19 protein-coding genes are annotated in these 20,433 nt (G+C 31.7%); 11 read left to right on the top strand and 8 right to left on the bottom strand.

Going from position 1 to position 20,433, the window contains the following annotated elements; translation table 11 throughout:
• The first annotated feature begins 189 nt into the window (after positions 1-189).
• Positions 190-351, top strand: coding sequence for a hypothetical protein (locus tag Q0857_RS06010; protein WP_216066781.1), 162 nt, complete (start codon positions 190-192; stop codon positions 349-351).
• A gap of 16 nt (positions 352-367) precedes the next feature.
• Entirely contained in the window at positions 368-913 is a 546-nt protein-coding gene (locus tag Q0857_RS06015) for a hypothetical protein (protein ID WP_298533051.1), read from the top strand.
• Here Q0857_RS06015 and Q0857_RS06020 read toward each other — a convergent pair.
• The 4 genes from Q0857_RS06020 to Q0857_RS06035 are packed head-to-tail and all read right to left on the bottom strand — an operon-like array spanning position 895 to position 7,046.
• Positions 895-1,815: a hypothetical protein gene (locus tag Q0857_RS06020; protein WP_298533052.1), complete on the bottom strand. Its 921-nt coding sequence runs from the start codon at positions 1,813-1,815 to the stop codon at positions 895-897. The genes Q0857_RS06015 and Q0857_RS06020 overlap by 19 nt on opposite strands.
• Positions 1,816-1,817: 2 nt before the next feature.
• Complete coding sequence (locus tag Q0857_RS06025; protein WP_298533053.1) at positions 1,818-4,991, bottom strand: hypothetical protein; 3,174 nt, start codon at positions 4,989-4,991, stop codon at positions 1,818-1,820.
• Positions 4,984-5,673, bottom strand: a complete 690-nt coding sequence (locus Q0857_RS06030) for a chromosome partition protein MukE (RefSeq protein WP_298533054.1) — start codon at positions 5,671-5,673, stop codon at positions 4,984-4,986. The genes Q0857_RS06025 and Q0857_RS06030 overlap by 8 nt, the downstream gene beginning before the upstream one ends.
• Positions 5,643-7,046 carry a hypothetical protein gene (locus tag Q0857_RS06035; RefSeq protein WP_298533056.1) on the bottom strand — a complete coding sequence of 468 codons (1,404 nt, stop codon included), beginning with the start codon at positions 7,044-7,046 and terminating at the stop codon, positions 5,643-5,645. The genes Q0857_RS06030 and Q0857_RS06035 overlap by 31 nt, the downstream gene beginning before the upstream one ends.
• Before the next feature lie 654 nt (positions 7,047-7,700).
• On the opposite strand from Q0857_RS06035, the gene Q0857_RS06040 reads away from it, so the two are divergent.
• From Q0857_RS06040 to Q0857_RS06080, 9 genes are all read left to right on the top strand, one after another.
• Complete coding sequence (locus tag Q0857_RS06040; RefSeq protein WP_069831868.1) at positions 7,701-8,057, top strand: single-stranded DNA-binding protein; 357 nt, start codon at positions 7,701-7,703, stop codon at positions 8,055-8,057.
• Between the two features lie 78 nt (positions 8,058-8,135).
• Entirely contained in the window at positions 8,136-8,516 is a 381-nt protein-coding gene (locus tag Q0857_RS06045; protein ID WP_298533058.1) for a DUF6876 family protein, read from the top strand.
• Between the two features lie 11 nt (positions 8,517-8,527).
• Positions 8,528-8,725: a hypothetical protein gene (locus Q0857_RS06050; protein ID WP_298533060.1), complete on the top strand. Its 198-nt coding sequence runs from the start codon at positions 8,528-8,530 to the stop codon at positions 8,723-8,725.
• 389 nt (positions 8,726-9,114) lie between these two features.
• Positions 9,115-9,507, top strand: coding sequence for a BfmA/BtgA family mobilization protein (locus tag Q0857_RS06055; RefSeq protein WP_298533061.1), 393 nt, complete (start codon positions 9,115-9,117; stop codon positions 9,505-9,507).
• A gap of 4 nt (positions 9,508-9,511) precedes the next feature.
• Positions 9,512-10,540 (top strand): MobB family relaxase, encoded by a 1,029-nt coding sequence (gene mobB / locus Q0857_RS06060; RefSeq protein ID WP_298533063.1) that lies wholly within the window; start codon positions 9,512-9,514, stop codon positions 10,538-10,540.
• A 1-nt stretch (position 10,541) separates the two neighbouring features.
• Positions 10,542-12,134: a type IV secretory system conjugative DNA transfer family protein gene (locus Q0857_RS06065; protein WP_298533064.1), complete on the top strand. Its 1,593-nt coding sequence runs from the start codon at positions 10,542-10,544 to the stop codon at positions 12,132-12,134.
• A 43-nt stretch (positions 12,135-12,177) separates the two neighbouring features.
• Positions 12,178-14,040 (top strand): hypothetical protein, encoded by a 1,863-nt coding sequence (locus Q0857_RS06070; RefSeq protein WP_298533065.1) that lies wholly within the window; start codon positions 12,178-12,180, stop codon positions 14,038-14,040.
• A gap of 28 nt (positions 14,041-14,068) precedes the next feature.
• Positions 14,069-16,618 carry a hypothetical protein gene (locus tag Q0857_RS06075; protein WP_298533066.1) on the top strand — a complete coding sequence of 850 codons (2,550 nt, stop codon included), beginning with the start codon at positions 14,069-14,071 and terminating at the stop codon, positions 16,616-16,618.
• A 2-nt stretch (positions 16,619-16,620) separates the two neighbouring features.
• Complete coding sequence (locus tag Q0857_RS06080; RefSeq protein WP_298533067.1) at positions 16,621-17,691, top strand: helix-turn-helix domain-containing protein; 1,071 nt, start codon at positions 16,621-16,623, stop codon at positions 17,689-17,691.
• Between the two features lie 4 nt (positions 17,692-17,695).
• Here Q0857_RS06080 and Q0857_RS06085 read toward each other — a convergent pair whose 3' ends face one another.
• Genes Q0857_RS06085 through Q0857_RS06100 form a run of 4 tightly spaced genes read right to left on the bottom strand, consistent with a single transcriptional unit; the run spans position 17,696 to position 20,426 of the window.
• On the bottom strand, positions 17,696-18,061 hold the full coding sequence (locus Q0857_RS06085; RefSeq protein WP_298533068.1) for a hypothetical protein: 366 nt from the start codon (positions 18,059-18,061) through the stop codon (positions 17,696-17,698).
• Positions 18,062-18,068: 7 nt separating this feature from the next.
• The gene (locus tag Q0857_RS06090) at positions 18,069-18,896 is read right to left on the bottom strand and encodes a DUF4138 domain-containing protein (protein WP_298533069.1); all 828 of its coding nucleotides are present in this window, start codon (positions 18,894-18,896) and stop codon (positions 18,069-18,071) included.
• On the bottom strand, positions 18,893-19,822 hold the full coding sequence (gene traM, locus Q0857_RS06095) for a conjugative transposon protein TraM (RefSeq protein WP_298533070.1): 930 nt from the start codon (positions 19,820-19,822) through the stop codon (positions 18,893-18,895). Before traM ends, Q0857_RS06090 begins: the two co-directional genes overlap by 4 nt.
• Positions 19,803-20,426 (bottom strand): conjugal transfer protein TraK, encoded by a 624-nt coding sequence (locus Q0857_RS06100; protein WP_298533071.1) that lies wholly within the window; start codon positions 20,424-20,426, stop codon positions 19,803-19,805. The genes traM and Q0857_RS06100 overlap by 20 nt, the downstream gene beginning before the upstream one ends.
• Positions 20,427-20,433 lie beyond the last annotated feature (7 nt).

Consider the following 20,433-nt stretch of genomic DNA (forward strand, 5'->3'; position numbering starts at 1 on the left):
ATGGGTAAGTAGAAAGTATTCAATCAATATCAGCGCAAAGGTAAACTCGTAAAATACACCCATCAAAAGACTACGGCATAAAGCCTACGCATCATCCAACGCTTATTTATTCCGTTTCCTTTTGAGCTGTGATTTTAGCTTCCGTTTAGGTATTGCTCAAATATTGTTTAATCAAAAAATCTTAGAATTATGAAACACGTATCCGAAAAACCCAACATGTCATTACAAGAAGTAGGAGAGCATTATCGAGTAAGTAGTGAAAAATACGATGTCGATAGTGGAGAAAGTCATTTAGCTTATTACAGAGACAAGCATCCTGCGAATTATCAAGTACTATTAGATAGCGTTTAATTTAAAATCTCATATCATGGAAAATTTAAAAGTAGTTCAGTTTGATTTCGGTTTTGAATGTAAGCCGATATTAGCAAAAGAAAAAGTAGTAAAACCAACTAAAAAGGACAAGAGTGATTTCGTTTTCGATTTTATGGATTGCCTTTCTAGTCCAATCATAGTTTTTAAATCCGCATGGCAAGACACCATACCAAAAGACATACTTGGTAGAATAAAACTATCAAGAATCATTTGCTCGATGACAAAAGAGAAAATGGCATCGCTTACAGAGACTTTAGCTTACATAATGCCCAGAACATATGAAGCACCTATGCAAAGAGAATGGGCAAATATTTACACATGGTTAGGACTTCAATATGCAATGCAGAACAAAAGTAAAGACCAACTAGAAGCTATGATTGAAATAGCACCAAAAGAGCTTTCAGATTATGAAAAAGAACTCTTAAAAAACCTACGAGTATGGATTTATGATGAACGAAGAAAGGCACTCAAAGATATTATGAAAAAGAATAAAATTTCAAAATCTGATGGCATTTTGGATATTCAAGAGAAACTGTTTTGAACCATTGTTTTTAAGTCATTAGATTCCTCAATAATCCAATGATTCGTCTTTATGAGTTCTTTAATCTTTGCTTTATAATCATCTGAATACAAATGATGACTTAAACCTGAAAGCGCCTCTGGATTATCAGGATTTTTCCAATGACTAGTATGTTCTGTATCTATAATGCTTTTTGATATTGCAGTTGGAAATAAAAGTTTAAGTTCTGGAATAATACCTTTTGCTAATTCATAGATTTCTAATCCATCCATATCCCAATCGGCGGAATAGAATATAGGAAGACCTCTTCTATCGGTATAGTTTAGCTTAGGTACATTTTTTCCGCCTGCATACCAAAGTTCATAATTATTTTCGCGAGGCATTTTATCTTTTCTCAAAAAGTCTAAATTTTCGCAAAGAACAATTAATTCTGGTTTTTTACATTGAAGTATATAGAGATACTGTTGGTCTTTATTCTCTACAAGTGTAATATCAAGTATTTGATTAATGGCTCTTATTAACGAGTCTTTTTTATCTAAGTACTTGTCATTTTTAAAAAACATTGTTGAGAACCCTCTAACGGTTTCTTGTGCTTCAATTAGTTGTTCTCTACTAGGTATTAGATTACTATTTTGCTTCTTTGATTGTAATTCAATTAGAGTCTTTATATCCTCTTCTTCAAATCGTTTGGTTAAAAGATTATGAGTTTCTAAAAAATCAAAATAAATTGGAAACTGATTTAAATGATGTTTTTTATAATACGAATCAAAAAGAAGTCCAGGCAAATAGTTTTTACCCACTTCCATAATTTCTTTATTAGATACCAACAATTGAAAGGATGAATCTTCTTTTAGAGAGTGCTTAACTTTAGTTTTTCGGTCTAAAAAAAGTTGATGCAGAGATTTTAATACAGTCCAATTCATTTTTAATTTGATTGTGCTTTTAGATAGATTTCCAAATCTTCCCTGCCTTCATTGGTTTTAAAATAACTGTTAGGAATAGGATAGTTAATATTTTTATCGCCAGCACCTTCTATTAAATGATGTAAATACCAACCTTGTTCGGTATCTGAACCAAATGGTCGTGGTGTCATTGTAAGTATTTGATAGCCGAATTCTTCAGCAATATTTGGAAAAGTACTAAAATTCAAGTTATCTAAATTTGAGACTTCTTCCAAAATAAGGAATCTAAGTCCTGGTAAATCTGCATTTAAAACTACAGATAATCTACCGATACCTAGTAGTACAATTGCAGCATAACTTTCCCCAGTACTACCACCAGATTTTTCATTATCAAACTCATCCGTAAATTTTGTTCTTAACTCAAAATACGTTTTTGGGTCTAGCAAATTGGAAAATTTTATTTTTTGATTAAAACTTGTGGTTTTTATAAAAAAATTCTCGACAAAACTTTCTACAGATTCACCTAGAGGAAGTTCGCCTGCACTATGTACTTGCTGGGATGTGGCTTGTAAATCATTAATCCAGTTAATATCAAAGTCTGCAGGCTTGTTAAATTCCAATTGAAAATAATATTTACCACTAATTTTCTTTCCTTTAAAAAATTTATTCAAGGCCTTTATGGTTTCATGGTATGCATCAAATTTTCCTTTGGTTTGCTTAAAAATGTTTAGCATCGTTTCGTGGATGGCACCAAACATTCTAAATCTACTACTATTGAGTTGTTTTAGCTCTTCTGAGATATTAGCCGAGTATTTTATTTTTGGACCTAAAAGGACACGCTCTAGTATTTCAAAGTTATATGTTACTTGTGTAATTTGTTCGTTTATTTCAAGGTCGTTTTTTATTTGTTCAAATGAACTTATAATTGCTTTATAGTCACCTATATAATTAGTTTTGTTAGATTGAAATTCAGTATATAACGGGTTTCTTTCAATACCTATGTATTCTGCTTTATCCATATTCTTGATGTCTAAATCTGGAAAATATGTAGAAAAGTCTGTTTCAATCTTTTTTCGTTGATTTTCTAAATCTGTAAGTGATTTTTCTAAATCTAGAGGGCGATTTTTTAGTGTTGGTAGAAACCGTAATTTTTCTTCCAATTTACTTTTGTCAGAATTATATTTGGCAGTTAGTTCACGTTCTTTAGTATCAATAGACTTTAACTCTTCTTGAAGTCTTTCTATTTGATTAGAAAGATTCTTTTTTTCGATTGGGATACTAATTTTTAATTCTACTTTTTTTAATAGCTTGTCTTCTTTAGATATTTGAGCGCTTAAACTTTGTTTTTTAATTTCTAGGTTTTGAATCAATCCTAATGAAAGCTTTAAATCATTTAGTTTAGAAAAATCATTAAGTCTTGGGTCTAATTTTTGGTCAATATTTATTAATTCTTGTTGAAATTTTTCGCCTCGATAAAAGGCTTCAATTTGCGAAAGTTCTTTGTTAATATTACTAATTTGGTTATTTAGCTTAGAAGTTTGACTGGAAAGAACGTTTTGAAGTTTATCCTTATCCTTAAATAATTGTTTGTCGTTAGTTGAAGGAACAAACTTTTTTATTCCACCCATGTCAAACCAATAACCATTATTTTCAGAATCGTTTTCAATGAATTTTTTATTCAAAAATTCCAAACTTTCAACATACCTAATACCTGCAATGACTTCTTTTGGTTTCTGCCAATGAACATCTTTTAGGATTCCAAAAAGAATGATTTCTTGGCTTTTAGTTAATATTCTCTGTTGAGATAAAAGTTGAGCAAATAGAGAATTTTTCTTGTTTTTAGAGAGGAGATTCAGTAATTCTCGGATGTCTGTCTTTGTTGACTTAAGTAAACTTTTTCGGTTATCAAGTATCTCTTTTTGTAATGTAATTGCTAATTCTATGTTCTCGATTGAATTATAATTTTCAAAAACTTCTGCAAAATGAGATATTCTACGTTTTATCTCACTAATTTCATAAGATTCAACGTCGTCAATAGAAATAGGTTTCTCGTTTTCGATTGCCGGTAAATTGATGCTTTCTAATTCATTTATTTGAGACTTTAGTTCTTCCGCTTTATTGTAAAAAGTGCTGTATTCTTTTATATGTTTTATCGTTTTATCCAGATTATCATAACCTTTTTTAGCCTTTAGAGCTGCTTTTTTAACTTTTGGGTTATTTGTGTTCAAAGATTTTATCTGTTGATTTTCTTCTAATAGTTGAGTATTAATATCCTTTAATGACTTATTATTTTTTAAAATTTCATTTTCAATGTGTGTGGACTCTACTAAAAGATGCTCTTTAAAAGAATCAAGATAAAGTTTGTTTAAAGAGCTTAAATTGGTAAGACGTTCTTGTTTGTTTTCTATGTCTGCAATTAATTCTTCAAGGTCTTTGTAATCATTAATTAGTTTTTCTAGGTCTGCTTTGTGTTTTTCATATTCATATTTTATATTATCTGTTTTATCCTCAAAAAGAAAGTTTTTTAAGCTATCGTCACTATCCGTATCTAAAGTTTTTGCCTTTGAGAATGACTGTATGACTTTTGCGAAAGCGTCAAGATTAGATTCTATGGAAAGGTCGATTGGCAATAGTCTATTTTCAAATAAGAAAGTGTAGAGTTCATTTTTTTGATTCTTATCTGAAAAACTTCTAAGATATATTTGCTTTTCATCCCTTAATTTAATTGCGAGTTTCTCTATTGGTGGTATGCTGTTATCATAAATAAAATCCTTAAAAAAAGGAATCTTATTTTTAGCAATGCTTAAATCTTTTAAGTCATCATTATCATTAATACCATGAGCTTTATTGAGAACCCAAAATGATTTGAGCGGTCTACTTTTTTTATTAGGAATATTTACGCCTAAAGTGATAAAGTTATCTTTTTCTACTTCAATATTTATAAAAATATAAGCGTCCGAAGTTTTGTAAGGAAGTGTATGAAGTAATCGAGTATTGTTCTTAAAGCTTTCAGTTCCAAATGCTATCTTTTTCTTATCTGAAATAAAAAGAATTTGGAAGAGGTCGGCAATAAGTGATTTTCCTATTCCATTTTTGCCTGTAAAATCCGTTCTTATTGGATGTAATAAATAATCTTGGTTGAAATGCATTATAATTCCAACTGTAGAAAAAGAATATATTCGCGGGTATTTAATCATTTGTCTGTAATAAGTAGTTTTCTATGAATTCATCAATGTGGATAATTTCTTTTTCATATAGTTTTTGAAAACGATAAATAGGTTCTTTTAACTTAAAGTGAATGTCTTCACCCTCATCTTTAGCCATAGATTCTACCCATCCTAATTTTTCGAAATCACGTATAGTATTTTTAATATTGATAATCACACGCTTCCATTCGTTGGGCGAATATTCATCTCTTATGTCTTTAAACCATAGTTTTTTGAAATGGTTACTGTTTTCACCAGATAAAATTTCCTTTTTAATATCTTGAAATGTTATTTCCTTAATATTTTCGAAGTACCTATCATAATACATATTTAATAGCATTATGCCCATTACTGTCTGTAAGCTTGATAATTCTTTATGTCTTCTCGTTGAGCTTAGAGCACCCTTAGAATCTTCTGTAAAATCGAGATAATAAAATGTGATATCGTCCTTATAGTCTCTTTCTAATTCTAAACCATAGAAATTAGTATAGTAATACTTTAGTTCTTCAAAATATTTTTTTAATAACTGATAGAGATAATAATTTGAGTCCTTTTGAATGTGTCTGCCACTTAAAAGCTCTATGTTAAGATTTGCGAATTTTTCTTTAACATCATTATTTTCTAAAAACTTAAAAGGATGTTCTAAGGAATTTGGTTTATTTTCATGTTCCATACTAATATTTTTTGTTTAGAATATGCCTCTGGCAAATCCTTTGTAATTTCTATTTGATATCGAGGATTTCTGTTTGCAAATTGAAAGAGGTCAAAACCAACGCTTAATGCTATTTCACTATCATTTTCGCTTTCTAGGATTTTATAGAAATGTTCTGTAAAATTCAGTTCTTTTTCTTCTTCGAGAATACTTTTATACTCTCTAAGTAATTTTGCAGCATTCTCTTGTCTAAAAAGGTCTTTTTCTACCTTTTCTCTTTCAGACCTTGCATATTCATTGTCGTAATGAGCTGGTAATATTTCATTTCTCTGAATTCCATACGTGTGGTAATATGGTACTTCTATAAATTTAAATCTCTCAACAGGTATTGATTTTATTGGAAATGATTTAGGCAAAGTGATAATGTGTTTGTTGGAATACGATGCTTGCTCTAACGTAAATTTTAATAATTTTTTTAAATTTATTCTTATCCTTGATTGGTTTCTAAAGCTGTTTTGAAGATTTGTTAATTGGCCATTAGCGTATAATGACTTATCCATCAATTGCTTTAATCGATAATCTACATCATAGAAAAAATCGGTTACTTCTGTTTTTATATGTAATGCTTTTTTATAGTCATCGTTTAGCTTTTCAAATTTCTCTTGTTCTATACTATTTTCAGGATGCTTAAACTCATCTATTTCTTTATAGAATAGGTCAACGACTTTTTCAATTTCAATATTTAGAGTATTTCCTAAGCGAAGTGTATATTTTATTTCCTCTGACTTTAGCCCAATTTCATCAAAGATTAATGTAAATTCTTTTGTAATCGTCAAAAGGTCTTCTGATTCATTTTTCAATAAATCATTAAGACGGCTAATGGATGAATTAACAACATCCTTTAAGGCTTCAAGGTGGTCAATAATGGTTTGTTTACTGTTATTATGAAATTGTAAATCATACCATAATTCAAAATCAGCTATAGTTTCAATTGTCGAAGATTTAAAATCTGCGTATTTTTGAAACGTTTTCTTAAGTGGAAAATGTTTAAGCGGACTATGAAGTTTTTTATGGATTAAATCGATAAATTTTTTCGCATAGTTGGTAAGCGCAAATTTTAATTCTTCATTTGGTGGTCTTTCAATATAAAAATGAAGTAAGTTTCTAACAATTTTTTCTGTTTGAGGTATAGAGCCAACTTCTATTTTAGCACTTTCATTAATGCACTTCTCAATATCACGATAAGTAAAGTATTTAGAAATCTTACCTAGCTTTATCCTCGAATCTAAAATATAGATTACCATACCTTCTTCCTTAGTAAGAACAAGATGGTCGTACAATTGATTTATGTCTAGTATTTCGGACTCGATATTAATTGAATTTAAGTGAATCACCTAATTTAAAAATAAAGATTACTCTTACCTAGAAAGTACTGTAATATTTGACAATATATTTTTGCCTGAGTCATTCAGCACATTTCCTTCCATTCCGTAAAAACTACATTCCAGAAAAAGAGCTTCATTAACAAAGTCTTGGACATAATCCACATTTTTGACTTTTCATTACGTTAACCCTTTCCGCTATGCTGGAAAGGAACACTTCATTCCTAGTAAAAAGTGTGAATCAAGTCCGCCCGATAAGGAAAAATGTATTTGCATTTTGTTCCACTTCATATGATTAGGTATTTCACAAAGACTTTAGAATCAATTCCGTAATCCAACACCGTCATACCTTTTTTTGACAGCAAAATAACAACATTCAGCTTTGAACGACAGCATAACCAGGCTCGTGCCTCGCACTTTTTATATGTCTAAACAAAGCTGAATATCGAAAGCACTAAGCAACAAAAAGAAGGTAACAGCGTCGGCTCTATGGGAAGTAAATCTAAAATGAATCTTATGAAATCTTACAAAATCAATAAAAAGGAAGCGGAACAAAAGTTAAAAAAACAAAAAAAGGAAAACGCTCTGGATATAATAAGTAAATCAATAACAAAGCCTTTCTGAATAGTTCAGATAGGTCAATATTAATCTTTAAATTTTTTAATTATGAGTACTCTAAGAAACAAAGTACAGTTAATTGGCAACGTAGGAAACGAGCCGGAAATCACAAACCTTGAAAGTGGAAAGAAAGTTGCAAAATTTTCAATCGCAACTAATGAATCTTATAAGGATTCTAAGGGCGAAAAAGTGACAAACACCCAATGGCACAATATTGTAGCATGGGGAAAGATTGCCGAAATCGTAGAGAAATATGTAGGCAAAGGAAAAGAGGTAGCACTGGAGGGGAAATTGACCTCACGCTCTTATGAAACCAAAGAGGGAGAAAAGAGATATGTTACCGAAGTGGTAATTGATGAAATTCTGCTTTTGGGAATTAAAGGCGAAGATAACGCTACTGAATAATTGAAAATTAAAAGAGAGCGTTCCTGTCGAAAAGTGGCGCTCTCTTTTTCATTATTAATCTTATTAAATAGAATTACAATGAATGATAAAGTTAACAAAATAAAAGCCGATTTGCAACATTTTTGTGGTACAGAAATGTTCTTTAAGATTCCATTAATTGGAACTCGTTTTACTGACGGATTGAAATATTTAGCCAACGAAGCGGAATGCTTTTGGTTGATTACAGATGCATCAGTAATTGCAAAAAGTTTATCAAATAGAAGTTCTTTTATTACCATCGATTTTAAGCGACTTTCTGAAAAGGAACAGTTTGAAAAGCAATGCGAAGCCATCATTAATTATAGTGATGGAAATGATGAAATTTTTGAAACGCATAGATATAATGTAACCGATTTTCCTTTGGATGAATTGCGATTATTTTTTGTGAATAATACGCTGATGCTTCCAAGTGAATATTAAATTTTTTGGTCATGGTATATCTTAATTACACAAACCTCGATAACGAAACTCAACAACGTTTAGTTTCGGTTTCCAAAAAAGATGTTGAACAGAAATTTGGAAATGATTTGAAACGATACGCAGAAGAACATCATATTGAATATGATACACTTTTGGAAGAAGAAGCTCTAAGAAATTTGTATTCTTATGACTATGTTTTTAATATTTAAAATCAAATTTTTAGCCCAAGACCTTTAAGTTTTTTAAAGGTCTTTTTTTGTTCTGTTATTTCATATTCTGCAACAAAAACAGCTATACATTAAAGATACTTTTAAACTTCAAAAATAACACTCTTAAAAAATCGAATTTCAATTCGTATTACAGCAAAAGCCATTACATTTTTGGATGTAATGGTATTTTTTTTGTCCAGCGAGCTGGACGAAAAGGAATAGCAAGAGGGTAACACGCTAGCGCGATGTTTCGGTTTTTAATTTTTGTAAAACACTAGTAAAATCAGCGGTTTAGAGCAGTTGATTGTTTTGATTTTTGAATTTTAAGCGTCGTTTTTCACGGAAAAATGCTGTCAGCCCAATAAAAACAACAAATTTTTCACGGAAAAATGGATAAAGGATATGAAAAAGAACGGTTTGAAAGCCTAAGTATTAAAACTTCGGTGGCTAAAAAATTTAATGACTTTTGTAAAAAAATGTCACTTTCAAAATCTATGACACTTTTGTTGATGCTTGATTTTTTTGAAGATAATGGCATTTCCCCAAATGAAACTTTGGGACCAAATATGCAAACTTTAGAAAGTGAAATTAAGAAACGAATTAATGCAGTAATAGCTATAATAAAAGACATAGAAAAGAACCATGACAAACCTACAACTGCGATGTTGGAATCCTTATTTATGGGATTCGAACCAAAACCAAAGAAACTCATTTTAGCGAAAGAAATAAAAGAAATAAAAGTTCAGTCTGTCAAAAAAAAAGATTCAAATAATCAATTATAAAATCATGTACATCACAATTACAGCTCAAAAATTAGGAGGAGATTATTCACAAAGTTCTGCGGATTTTGCTGAGTATCTGGAGAAGGAAAATCAGGGTTTGGAGCAAGAGGATGTGGAACATTTTTTTAATCAATATGGCGATGAAATTGAAGCCAAAGAAGTTGTAAAAGAAATCGATAGCAATACGGCTAAACTCAAAAAGAAAGAGCCGAAGTTTTATTCAATTACAGTTAGTCCAAGTAAATATGAACTGAGAAAATTACAGAATAATTCTGAAGATTTAAAGAAATATACCAGAGCCATAATGAACGATTATGCAACGTCCTTCAATCGTGAAATTAATGGTAAACCGATAACCGTTGACGACATAAAATATTTTGCAAAAATTGAGTATCAACGAACGTATAAAGGCACAGATAAACAAGTAAAAGAAAACCAACCTTTTGCCACAAAAATACTTCAGCTAAAATCAGATATTCGGAAAATAGAGAATCATCAATTAGATGGAAATATAAATAAAATGAAATCCCAAATAATCAAACTCGAAGCCGAAGCACCACACCAACAAAATGGAAAACGGATTATTCAAGGCATGAAAAAAGAGGGTAATCAAAGTCATATCCATATTATCGTTAGCCGAAAAGATGCATCAAATTCTGTGAGTTTATCGCCAGGATCTAAACACAAAGCTTCTGAAGTTGAGATGCATGGTAAAATTGTAAAACGTGGATTCGACAGAGATGCATTTTTTACAAAAGCCGAAAGCACGTTTGATAAAACTTTTGGCTATAAACGCAACTATGCAGAATCCTATAAATCGAAGAAAGATTTTATTAAAAATCCAAAGCTCTACTTCACAACATTATTAGGATTGCCAGCTAGTGAGAAAGCGATTGCATTCAAAATGCTAGCAAAATCTGGAGTACCTATTGCGAGTATTCCAACTAATCAAGTGCAGTTAGCACTTAAAACCATAAGATATTTAAAACGTGGTGTAGACGTGGCAATTAAATCAGGTTCAATAGGCATATAGCATGGAAATACAAGGAATCACATTTACGATTGGGTTATTATTTGGAATGAGCTTAGTATTCTCTAGTCTCTTCAGAATGACACGATATGCCTTTTTTATAAACCTAATTTTGACTGTGATTTGTTTAGGACTACTTTTCAATTTGAGTCCTTATTTAATGCAAAGGGTCATACAGTTACTTTATATTGGTTGTCCGCTTTTACTTATCAATACGGTTCTGTATGTTTTTCTTCAGAAGGAGAATGAAGTTTTGGATTCTAATAATAAACACCAAGTTCATTTTAAAATAAAACGTGGAAGTTTCAAAATTAACAACATCAAAAGAGGCGCTTCAATAATTGGTTCTGCAGGAAGTGGAAAAACAGAAAGTGTCGTTTTTAATTTTCTTCAGCATTTTAGTAAACATAAATTTTCTGGTGTGATTCACGATTATAAGAACTTCGAAATTACAGAAATGGCGTTTCCTTTATTTGAAAAAAATGAGATTGATTTTAAAGTGATTTCATTTGATAATATTCATGATCGAGTAAATCCTATTGCGCCAAGATATATGACCAATGAAGAAAGTGTAAATGAAGTAGCGAGAGTACTTATTGAAAACCTTTTAGAACAAAGAGAGTCCGGAAGTATTGGAACAACAAAATTCTTCAATGATGCAGCTGAAGGTTTAATTGGTGGTTTGATCTGGATGCTGAGAACTTCATATCCGCATTTGTGTACATTACCACATTTAATAGCGATTTATCAATTTCTGGACACAGACAGTTTGATTGCTTTTTTGAGTAAGAATACAACATCGAGAGCGATGGCTGATGCTTTTATTAGTGGTAAGGATTCGGACAGACAAACGGCTGGTGTAAAAAGCACTTTGGCCAATGCGCTCAAAAAAATAAGTACCCAACGTATTTTTATGACCTTATCCGCAGATGATGTTCCGCTAGATATAAATAGCCAGGAGAAACCTTTAGCGATTTCAGTAGTCAATAATCCGAAATATGAGACTGCTTATTCGCCTATCATAGCAACCATTATTCATACGATTACAAAACAAATGAGTGTTAGAAATTCAAATGCTTCGTTTTTGTTGATGGAAGAAGCGCCAACGATTCGATTATTGAATATGCATAGAATTCCTGCCACATTACGTAGTTATGATATTGCTACGATTTACGTGATGCAAGACAAGATTCAAAACGATATGATGTATGGAGACAAGGCAAGCAAAGCAATTTTAAGTAATTTATCCTATCAATTCTTCGGAAAGGTAAACGATCCAGACACAGCGAAATATTACGAACGTTTTTTTGAAATCGTAAAGAAAGAAACCACTAGCGTCAATCGAGGTCATAACCTTAATTTTGATACACGAATTACAACAGGCGAACGCGAAGTCGCTAAAATTAGAGCTGATGTGTTTTTTAGACTGAAAGAAGGCGAATTTATTACGTTCGCTGATGGAAAGGACAGTAAAGTACAATTTAAACTTCCAAAAATTGAAAAACGATTACCAACGAAACAACAAGACTATTCAGATGCAGATTTGCAAGCAAATTTTGATAGGATTTATGATGAAGCGAAAAATTTGTTTGTTTAGGATTTTTTAAATGTTAAGAAATTGACGATATTGATTTCTTTAAATGAAATCTTATCCGCCAAAAATAGCTTCGAAATTTTTCTGCATTATCAATAGGGATGAAGCAACTTTAGCTGCTCTTATTTTTAGCTACATTGACCAATCTGAGGGTTATATACCAACATTTGAATTTCCTTTTGTTTCGTCAGAGGATTTTGAAAACGAGCTGGATAAAGAAATTCGTGATGAGCACCAACTTAGTAGATCTAGAGCAAGAAAATTTAATATCAAAGTCAGAAATGCTATTCGGCGCTTGGGTGGATGCGAATATCTTATTATTGCAGGTCTTACGGATAAACAGTTGAGCTATTTGACATTCTTAAATGATTACAACACTATTTATATTGATGATAAAGACAATGTGGATGTGCTTTTAAATGGTATTGTTCCAAAAGAAGGTTTCTTGCTTTGTAAGGAATCTGAACTAATTAAACATTTACACTATGCTCTTAAACAAAACCTATATCTGTCTATTGATGAAGATGCAGTAACCGTGCCACATTCATTCCACAATTCTTCGGGCTTAGTTGTAATTGAGCAAAACAATAAAGTTTCTAGTGTATTTGGAATTTTGTACGGTCATTCTATTGGATCAGACGTTGAGTTAGTTGAAACTGAGAGGTTGAATACTTACCAGATTAAAGATTTAATAGAAAATTTGAAGAACGATAAACCGAACGCTTTTAATAATCTAAGTGCGGCTATCTTTCCATACATAGAGCATATTGAATTTAATAAGAGGGAATTTGCAACTTTCTTTACCGATGGGGTTCCATACTCTTTAATTTTAAAAAATATTTTACCGATTTCTCACGTCCACTTGCGGATTAATCCAGATTTTTTCATTTTCAATAGCTTATATTATGAGTCTTATTCTGAAACGTATTCAGCGGTTGTTTTTTCCCCAAAAGCTTTTGATAATGAAGAAACTGAATTTGTTATAGAAAAGCTGTCAAAAAACAATCTACTTGTAAAACCACTTGTAGATAAAGAAGCCACTTATTTTAATTTAGATAACCACATACAACATTATCCCTTTAGTCTCTTGCATTTGTGCAGTCACGGTGGCGAAGTAGAAGGAACCAGAATTATAGAAAAATTTATCGATAGTGGCGGAGATGAACATACTGTAGAGTACGATGAAGTTTTCAGTTTTGGGTTGAATCCTATAGAAGATTCAAATCCTGCTGCGACAAAGCGATTGCCTCGTAAATTCGATGGTCTTACTTGGGGGAGTAAGGAATTTACAGAGGCCTCTTTTCCTAATTATGTTTTTTCAGATATGTTTCAATCATTAGGCGAAACCAAAAATCAGGAAAGTTCAAGAATAGTTAATGTTACGGGTTCTTGTCATATAAAATGTGTAGATTCAATTTATCAAGCAATGTTCCATTATCTTGCTGCTATGCATTCGCCAATAATCTTCAATAATACTTGCTGGTCTTGGTCTGACGTTGCAGATTCATTTATAGGTGTCGGGGCGAGAGGATATATAGGAACACTCTGGAATATTGATAATGCAATAGCTACTCAAGCGGCTGAAGTTTTTTATAATAACATTTTTGAAAATACAGTTTTATTATCATTGCATAAAGCTCTAGAAATTTCAAAAAATACCAGAGACGAAAACATCTATATTTTTTGGGGACTACATTTTACTAGTATCGTACCAGGTGTATCTGAAGAAGCAAGTAGATTAGTTGTTTTTAGCAAAATAATGGATTCTCTCGAAATGTGGAAAACCAAACTTGAAAAGACTATAATTCCTGAGCACAAGAAAACAATTACCGAAATAATCGATTGGCTATCGAGAGTGCTTGCACGTAATTTTAAAAAAGAGGTTATGAAATATATATACAAAAACTAAATTTCATTAGGCTTGAACTGATAAAAATATGATAGAATCAATTGAAGAAGGCAGAAAAGAAGACGGTAACCGGTCTATTGCCGACAAAATAAAAAAGAGGCTACACAATCTAGACAAGACAGTAGAAAATAATCAGGGAAGATGGGCTTGGGAACTCTTGCAAAATGCCAAAGACAGCATCGCTGATTATCCCGACAGAAAAATATCGGTTCAAATAGAACTCGATGAAGATCAAGTTGTCTTCAGACATAATGGTATTCATTTTACTGAGAAAGATATTAGAGGTCTAATCAATCAAATATCATCTAAAGAAGTTGAGGAAGGCGAAGAGACTACGAGAACTGGTCGTTTTGGCACAGGGTTTTTAACCACACATTTATTATCTAAAGTAATAGATATAGAAGGAATTGTTGAAACCAATGATTTTGAGCTGTATCGTTTTCAGTTTCCTCTTGATAGGGAAGGAAGTTCGATATCTCAATTAGTTCCTAAAATTGAAAATGCTTGGCAAGAGTTCCACAATTCAACTACTCAAATTCAAGATAATTACGAACTGAATTGCTATAATACATCATTCAAATATCACTTAAATACACCAGAGCAAAAGAAGATTGCGCGAGCTGGAACGGAAGAATTTATGTTGCTGATTCCATTTGTGCTAACCTTTATTACAAATATTGAAAAAGTTGAGATTATCGATAATGTCAAAAACGAAACCTTATCGTTTAGTAATCCAGAATCTACTAATGATGAATCTGTTTTTACGATTGAAAAGGATTGTAACGGAACAATATCTCAAATCTATATTTTAAATTTCTCAAATGAGAAGGTAACTATTGCTGCAGAAGTTGAAAAAAAGGACGATGCTTTCATTATAAAAAGCCACAAGAACGTTCCCAAATTATTTTGTGACTTTCCACTAATAGGCACAGAGTCTTTTCATTTTCCTGTCATTGTAAATAGTTTTTACTTCAATCCCCAAATAGAAAGAGATGGAATTTGGCTTAAAGGAAGCGAAGATCCAGAGGTAATGGAAAACAAGTCATTACTAGAGGAAGCTATAGAACTTTATAAAACATTAATGGATAAGGTGTCATCTCAGAATTTCTATCACCTCTTTAATATGGCAAACTCTAAAATGCCCGAAACCAACGAAAAATATTTTGATGAACATTGGTATTCAGAAAATATTCAAGAGCCTTTAAGAACCTTTTTGTTACAAAAACCAATCATAGAACTCGAAAGTAATTCTAAGGTAAAAAAGCTTCCTAAAGATGTATGGTTTCCTTCAAGAAATTATTCTAAAGAAGTGCAGAAAAACTTGTGGAAATACACCTACGATTTATATGATGAAGCTGTTTGTAAAGAAAGCCATATACAAGATTGGGTAGAAGTATATTGGTCGGATTGGCATAAAATCGATTATGAAGAACTAGCAAAGGATATCGAAAAGCAAGAGAGTATTCAAAAACTGAGTGAAACCCTAGACAGGGATCAAACGGAAACTTTTGTATGGTATAATGAAGTATGTAAATTTATACTTGAGGTAGAAACTAATATCATTTACTTTCAAAATAAAAAAATGCTACCCAATAGAAAAGGGATTTTTCAACTAAAAAAGAATGTATTTATTGATAAGATTAAAGATGATGAGCTAATTTCTATTTTAATACTTTTGGGTAATGATTGGGAAAATCTGCTTTTACATCCCAAAGTCGGTTTTGGTAGTTATCAAGTTAAAGAAAAGAAAGATATAGCAAGTGAGATTTCTGATTATTTAAAAAATCCGTCACATACGGAAGAAAATATGATTTCGGCTATTAGCTTATTATCGGGATGGTTTGAAACTAATCACAAAGAGGCTAAAGAAATTATGCCAGAATTGTATCGAAAAAAGGCGCAACTTTTTATGAATACAATCTCGGATAAAGAGAGTCTTTATAAAGTAATGCGAAGCAAAACGAATTTAGAGCAATTGTCCAAAGTAGCTAAGGCATTGGAAGATGACCCTAATTTACTGCAAACGTTCAATCAAGCTGAACAACTATCAACTCTTTTAAGAGATTATAATGTAAATAGCCTAGAAGAATTAAAAATAGTTTTAGAAAGTTCTAATACACATCATCCAAAGGCAGAAATTACACAAGAAGATTTAGCTGGTTTAGGTGTGACTTCTATGGACGAACTGGAAGAAGCACTTAAAGATAAGGATCTGGCAGCTTTATTTAATCATACCTCTAGACCAAATGCCAATATGTTTTTATATGCCCAACAATTGATAGAGCGATCAAAACAAAATATTATTGAGCATTTGAAAAGCCACCCAGATTATGATTGTACTGACATTGATGAATTGGCAACAACAGTCTTGGGCGGTATAAAAAAGAATGGTGTTGATGTTCATATTGTAATGAGACCCTCAGATAATGGACAGGTAATAGTTTTTTATTCTTCAGAGAAAGACACCCTCGATTATGCAAATGCAGAGCTGTGGATTGATAATGGTAGGGACAATCCAAGACATTTAACTTTGGGTACCATTCTTAAAACAACAGGTATTAATAAAATCCCAGTTTAATTATGGATTGGATAGAAGAGATAAAAAAATTAGTCGGTCAACCGGAGAGCCAGACCTTAGAATACAAGGCAGTACTACCGCCTTCTAGAAATGTAGCGCAAATATTATGTTCTTTTGCTAACACAGAAGGTGGGTTTCTAATTTTAGGTGTTACGGATGATTCAAAGATTAATGGTTTAAGCGAGGATTTTCACGCCAACACAATTACTCATAAAGCTTTAGATTTATTAACCCCTAAACCAAATATTGAATATCAATATGTAAGCATCGAAGACAAAAAAATATATGCTATAAAAGTTGATAAATCTGATTCGATTATTTCAGTTGAGGGCAAAGTTTACATCCGGAAAGAAAGTAGAACATACCTTGAAGACCCTATTACTGTTAATTTTAATGTGGGTGGTTACGAAAAAATAAAGCTCATCAATTCTCATTTAGAAGAGCTCAAGAGCGATGCTACATATGCTAAAATCAGTTTTATAGAGCACTATCAAAGTATTTTAAAGATTGTGGATGATTTAGGAGATATTTTATATCCTGAAAATCCTGAAAACCCAACAACCAATCAAGAAGGTAAAATTCTTAGCAGGATTTTGTTTTCTTCAGTTGTAGATAACTTTGAGACCTATCTTTCAGATTTATTATATGAAATTTTTCTAGCCTATCCTGAAACCTTGAAGTCTCAACAAACTGTTACAATTGAAGAAGTGCTTAATTGTTCTGACTTACAGGACTTTGTGAAATTTTGGGCAAAACAGAAAATAAGTAAACTTCAAAAAGGGAGTGTAAGAGGCTTCATAAAAGACACCAAACAAATTAGCGATTTGAAGGTTTTGAATAAAGATGAGCAAGATAAAATTGAAAAAATCTTACAGATTAGACATTTATACGCCCATCGAAACGGCATAGTGGATGAGAAGTTTCTTCAGTTTTTTACAGGCGAATTTAGAATTGGTTCCGAACACCAAATGGCTATTAAGAAAATATTCGAAAAATTAGATTACCTGACTGATGTGGTAAATAGAATAGATCTTAGTGCTATAAATAAATACAAATTATCACGAAGTAGTTAAAATGCTAAAAAGGCGCTTTTTCCTTTGGATCTCTCACAGTAACTTTCCATGTGCCATCTTGTTTTACTAATTTAAAAATTCCTGGTGTTTTATCATAAGAGGTCGAGTATTTAACCCAAGCGACATCGCCTTCAGTAACTTCGTCTATAAGTTTAAAATTAGATTCTGAGCCTTTAGGTTTAGCAAACATTTTTTGGAGGTTGGAAAATGTGGCATATCCTTCTGGTGTTGTATGCTTTTTAAGCATGGTTTCTTTACCTTGATAAAAGCTTTCTGCGACGATTTCTGCTACTGATGCAGGAGTTGAATCCGTTGTTCCAGCGCAGGAGATAAATAAGAATACGAGTGAGTAAATGGCTATTCTTTTCATAATATTATTAATTTGGGTTATTGATATATTTATTCGATATTTTCATTTCAATATTTCGTTCGCCATCTTTCTCGTTTAATTCTAAAACGACCCTTCGGTCATTGGATAATGAAAATTTTGGCATAACATAGATAAATCTTACCATTTCATTTACCACAATTTTAGAAGGCAGATGATGTTTAAAAATAGGCTCTTGATACAAACGTTGTAAAGATTTCTTTTTTCCTTTTTGTCGAGTTTCGATGGAAAGATTCAAGAAATTCAAATCGTAATCCAAAGTAGAATTATTCCTAATTTGAATAACGAAGTAGAGCTCTTCTTTATCAAAAACAATATTTTCAAGCCTTATGATAATACCATCATTTCGCCTTGTATATCTTCCAAGATATTGTCTTTTATCAAGAAGATAAGAGCAGAATTTTTGATAATAATATGTGCTGTTATCAATACTTTTTTCAAAAGTTTCAGACTGAATAGAGTCTTTAACTTTTGGTTTTTCATTCCCAATACTACTTGTCATTGGGATAAAATAATTAAGTTTTGAAAGCTGCGCTTTATACCTTACAATATACGAAAAAATTGAACCATTTCTATTGATTACCAGTAGATTACTTTCTTTTCCTTGTTTGGCTTGCAGTAAGCCAAAATATTGTTCTTTTTCACGATTGTAAGTGAATACAAAATTTTCTGAGCCTGTTAGGCCTTGACGTATAGGCTCAGGAAAAAAGAGCGCAACATTTTTAGTGTCATTTGCATAAATGGTATCAAGTATTCTTGTTTGTGCTTCCACGAAAGTAGAAATCAATATAGCTAATATAAATAGTAACGGTTTCATAATTTAGGTTTTAAAATAAGTTTATAATTGTTCAGTACAGTAACCTTTACATTTCGATTACTACGTCTAAGTACTTTTGTGATTCCACCTACTTGAGGAACAGTAGGGATGTTGATATCGCCTATAACATCGTCCAAAACTTCATTTGTGGCTTCAGCTCTAAAGTTATTTTCCACATAAATGCCTTCACTACCATCCTGTAAATCGAAAGCTTTTAGTTTTGTGGGATGATGATTGATATTCTCAATTTCAATTAGTGCGCGATTAGGCTGAAAGCTTATAAACCCGAATAAAAATGTGTTCTTGGGCATTTGTTTACCGTTGATTGTTGCAGCTTTGGTAAGTCGCATTCTCAATCTAGTATTCACTTTTACAATTTGGTCGCCATCAACAACCGCATATATAGTTGCATCCGTATTACCAATAATTGAAAATTCATTGGGTTTTGGTGCAGCTGCAAAAAACAATTGATGTTCCAGACCCAATTCTTTAGCTTGAATTTCAAGTTCTCTGATTATTTCTGAGGAATCAATTTCTACAGGTTGTTTCTTTTCGACTTTCTTTTGTGCTAAGTTTTGATATTTTTTATCAGAATATTGAATTTTACCTGCATCATAAATACTATCTACAATACGTTTCCTTTCACGTTCAGGTAGATCTGGATCGTAATAGCCCATAGAATCAATTAATTTCTCATCATAGATACTAGGTGCGTTGTTTTCACGCACTTCTTTTAGATCATTAAGGGCATCTAATTTTGAATCATACTCTTTTTGGTTTTCTTCCAAATCTGGTATTAAAGTCTGTTCAAGGTTGTCATTTTCATTTTCATCATCGCCCATTACCATCACGGAATAGGAAATTAGGAATATGAACACAATAGCCAATACTGCTATAAATACTATTTTATTCTTTTCTACTTTCATCGTTAATTTTTTTTAAAGTGTTTTCGAAATAATTGGTAATTAAAAGTCCGTGTGGATTATTGGGAAAGTTTCGGTCAACCATAATTAGGTTTCCGGTGGAAACCAATTCATAGGTATCGATTATAGAACCTCTATTGATTTCAAAAATGGTAATTGAAGTAAAACCATACGTGCCATTATTTTCTGTTATCTGCGACTCGATGCTCAGTACTTTTTGTACTAAGGAATATTGTAATAATCGATTATAGACACCATCCGCTTTTTTCTGGCGATATAGATTATCCAAGGAACTATTACCTAACCAAAGTGCCTTTTTCAGATTCTTTTCATAGTTACTTGCATCGATATTATAGAAGTAATTATGAAAAAGTTCTAAATGTGCCAAAGCTTCAACTTTAAAATTTTCTTTTTGGTTAACGAGCTTCAGCGGAATTATGCTTCCATCTGTATTAATGGCAAAAGCACTATTCATTGCGTTTTTATTCGTATTAAATGCCATCCAAACTGAAAAAGTACTAGATAGCAATGCACAAACGACTACTGCCAAAACGATAAATCGATTCAGCTTTAGGACGTTATAGATATTTTTATAAGGTGTTTTCATTGTGAGT

The organism is uncultured Algibacter sp. (assembly GCF_947495925.1).
Lineage (GTDB): Bacteria > Bacteroidota > Bacteroidia > Flavobacteriales > Flavobacteriaceae > Algibacter_E.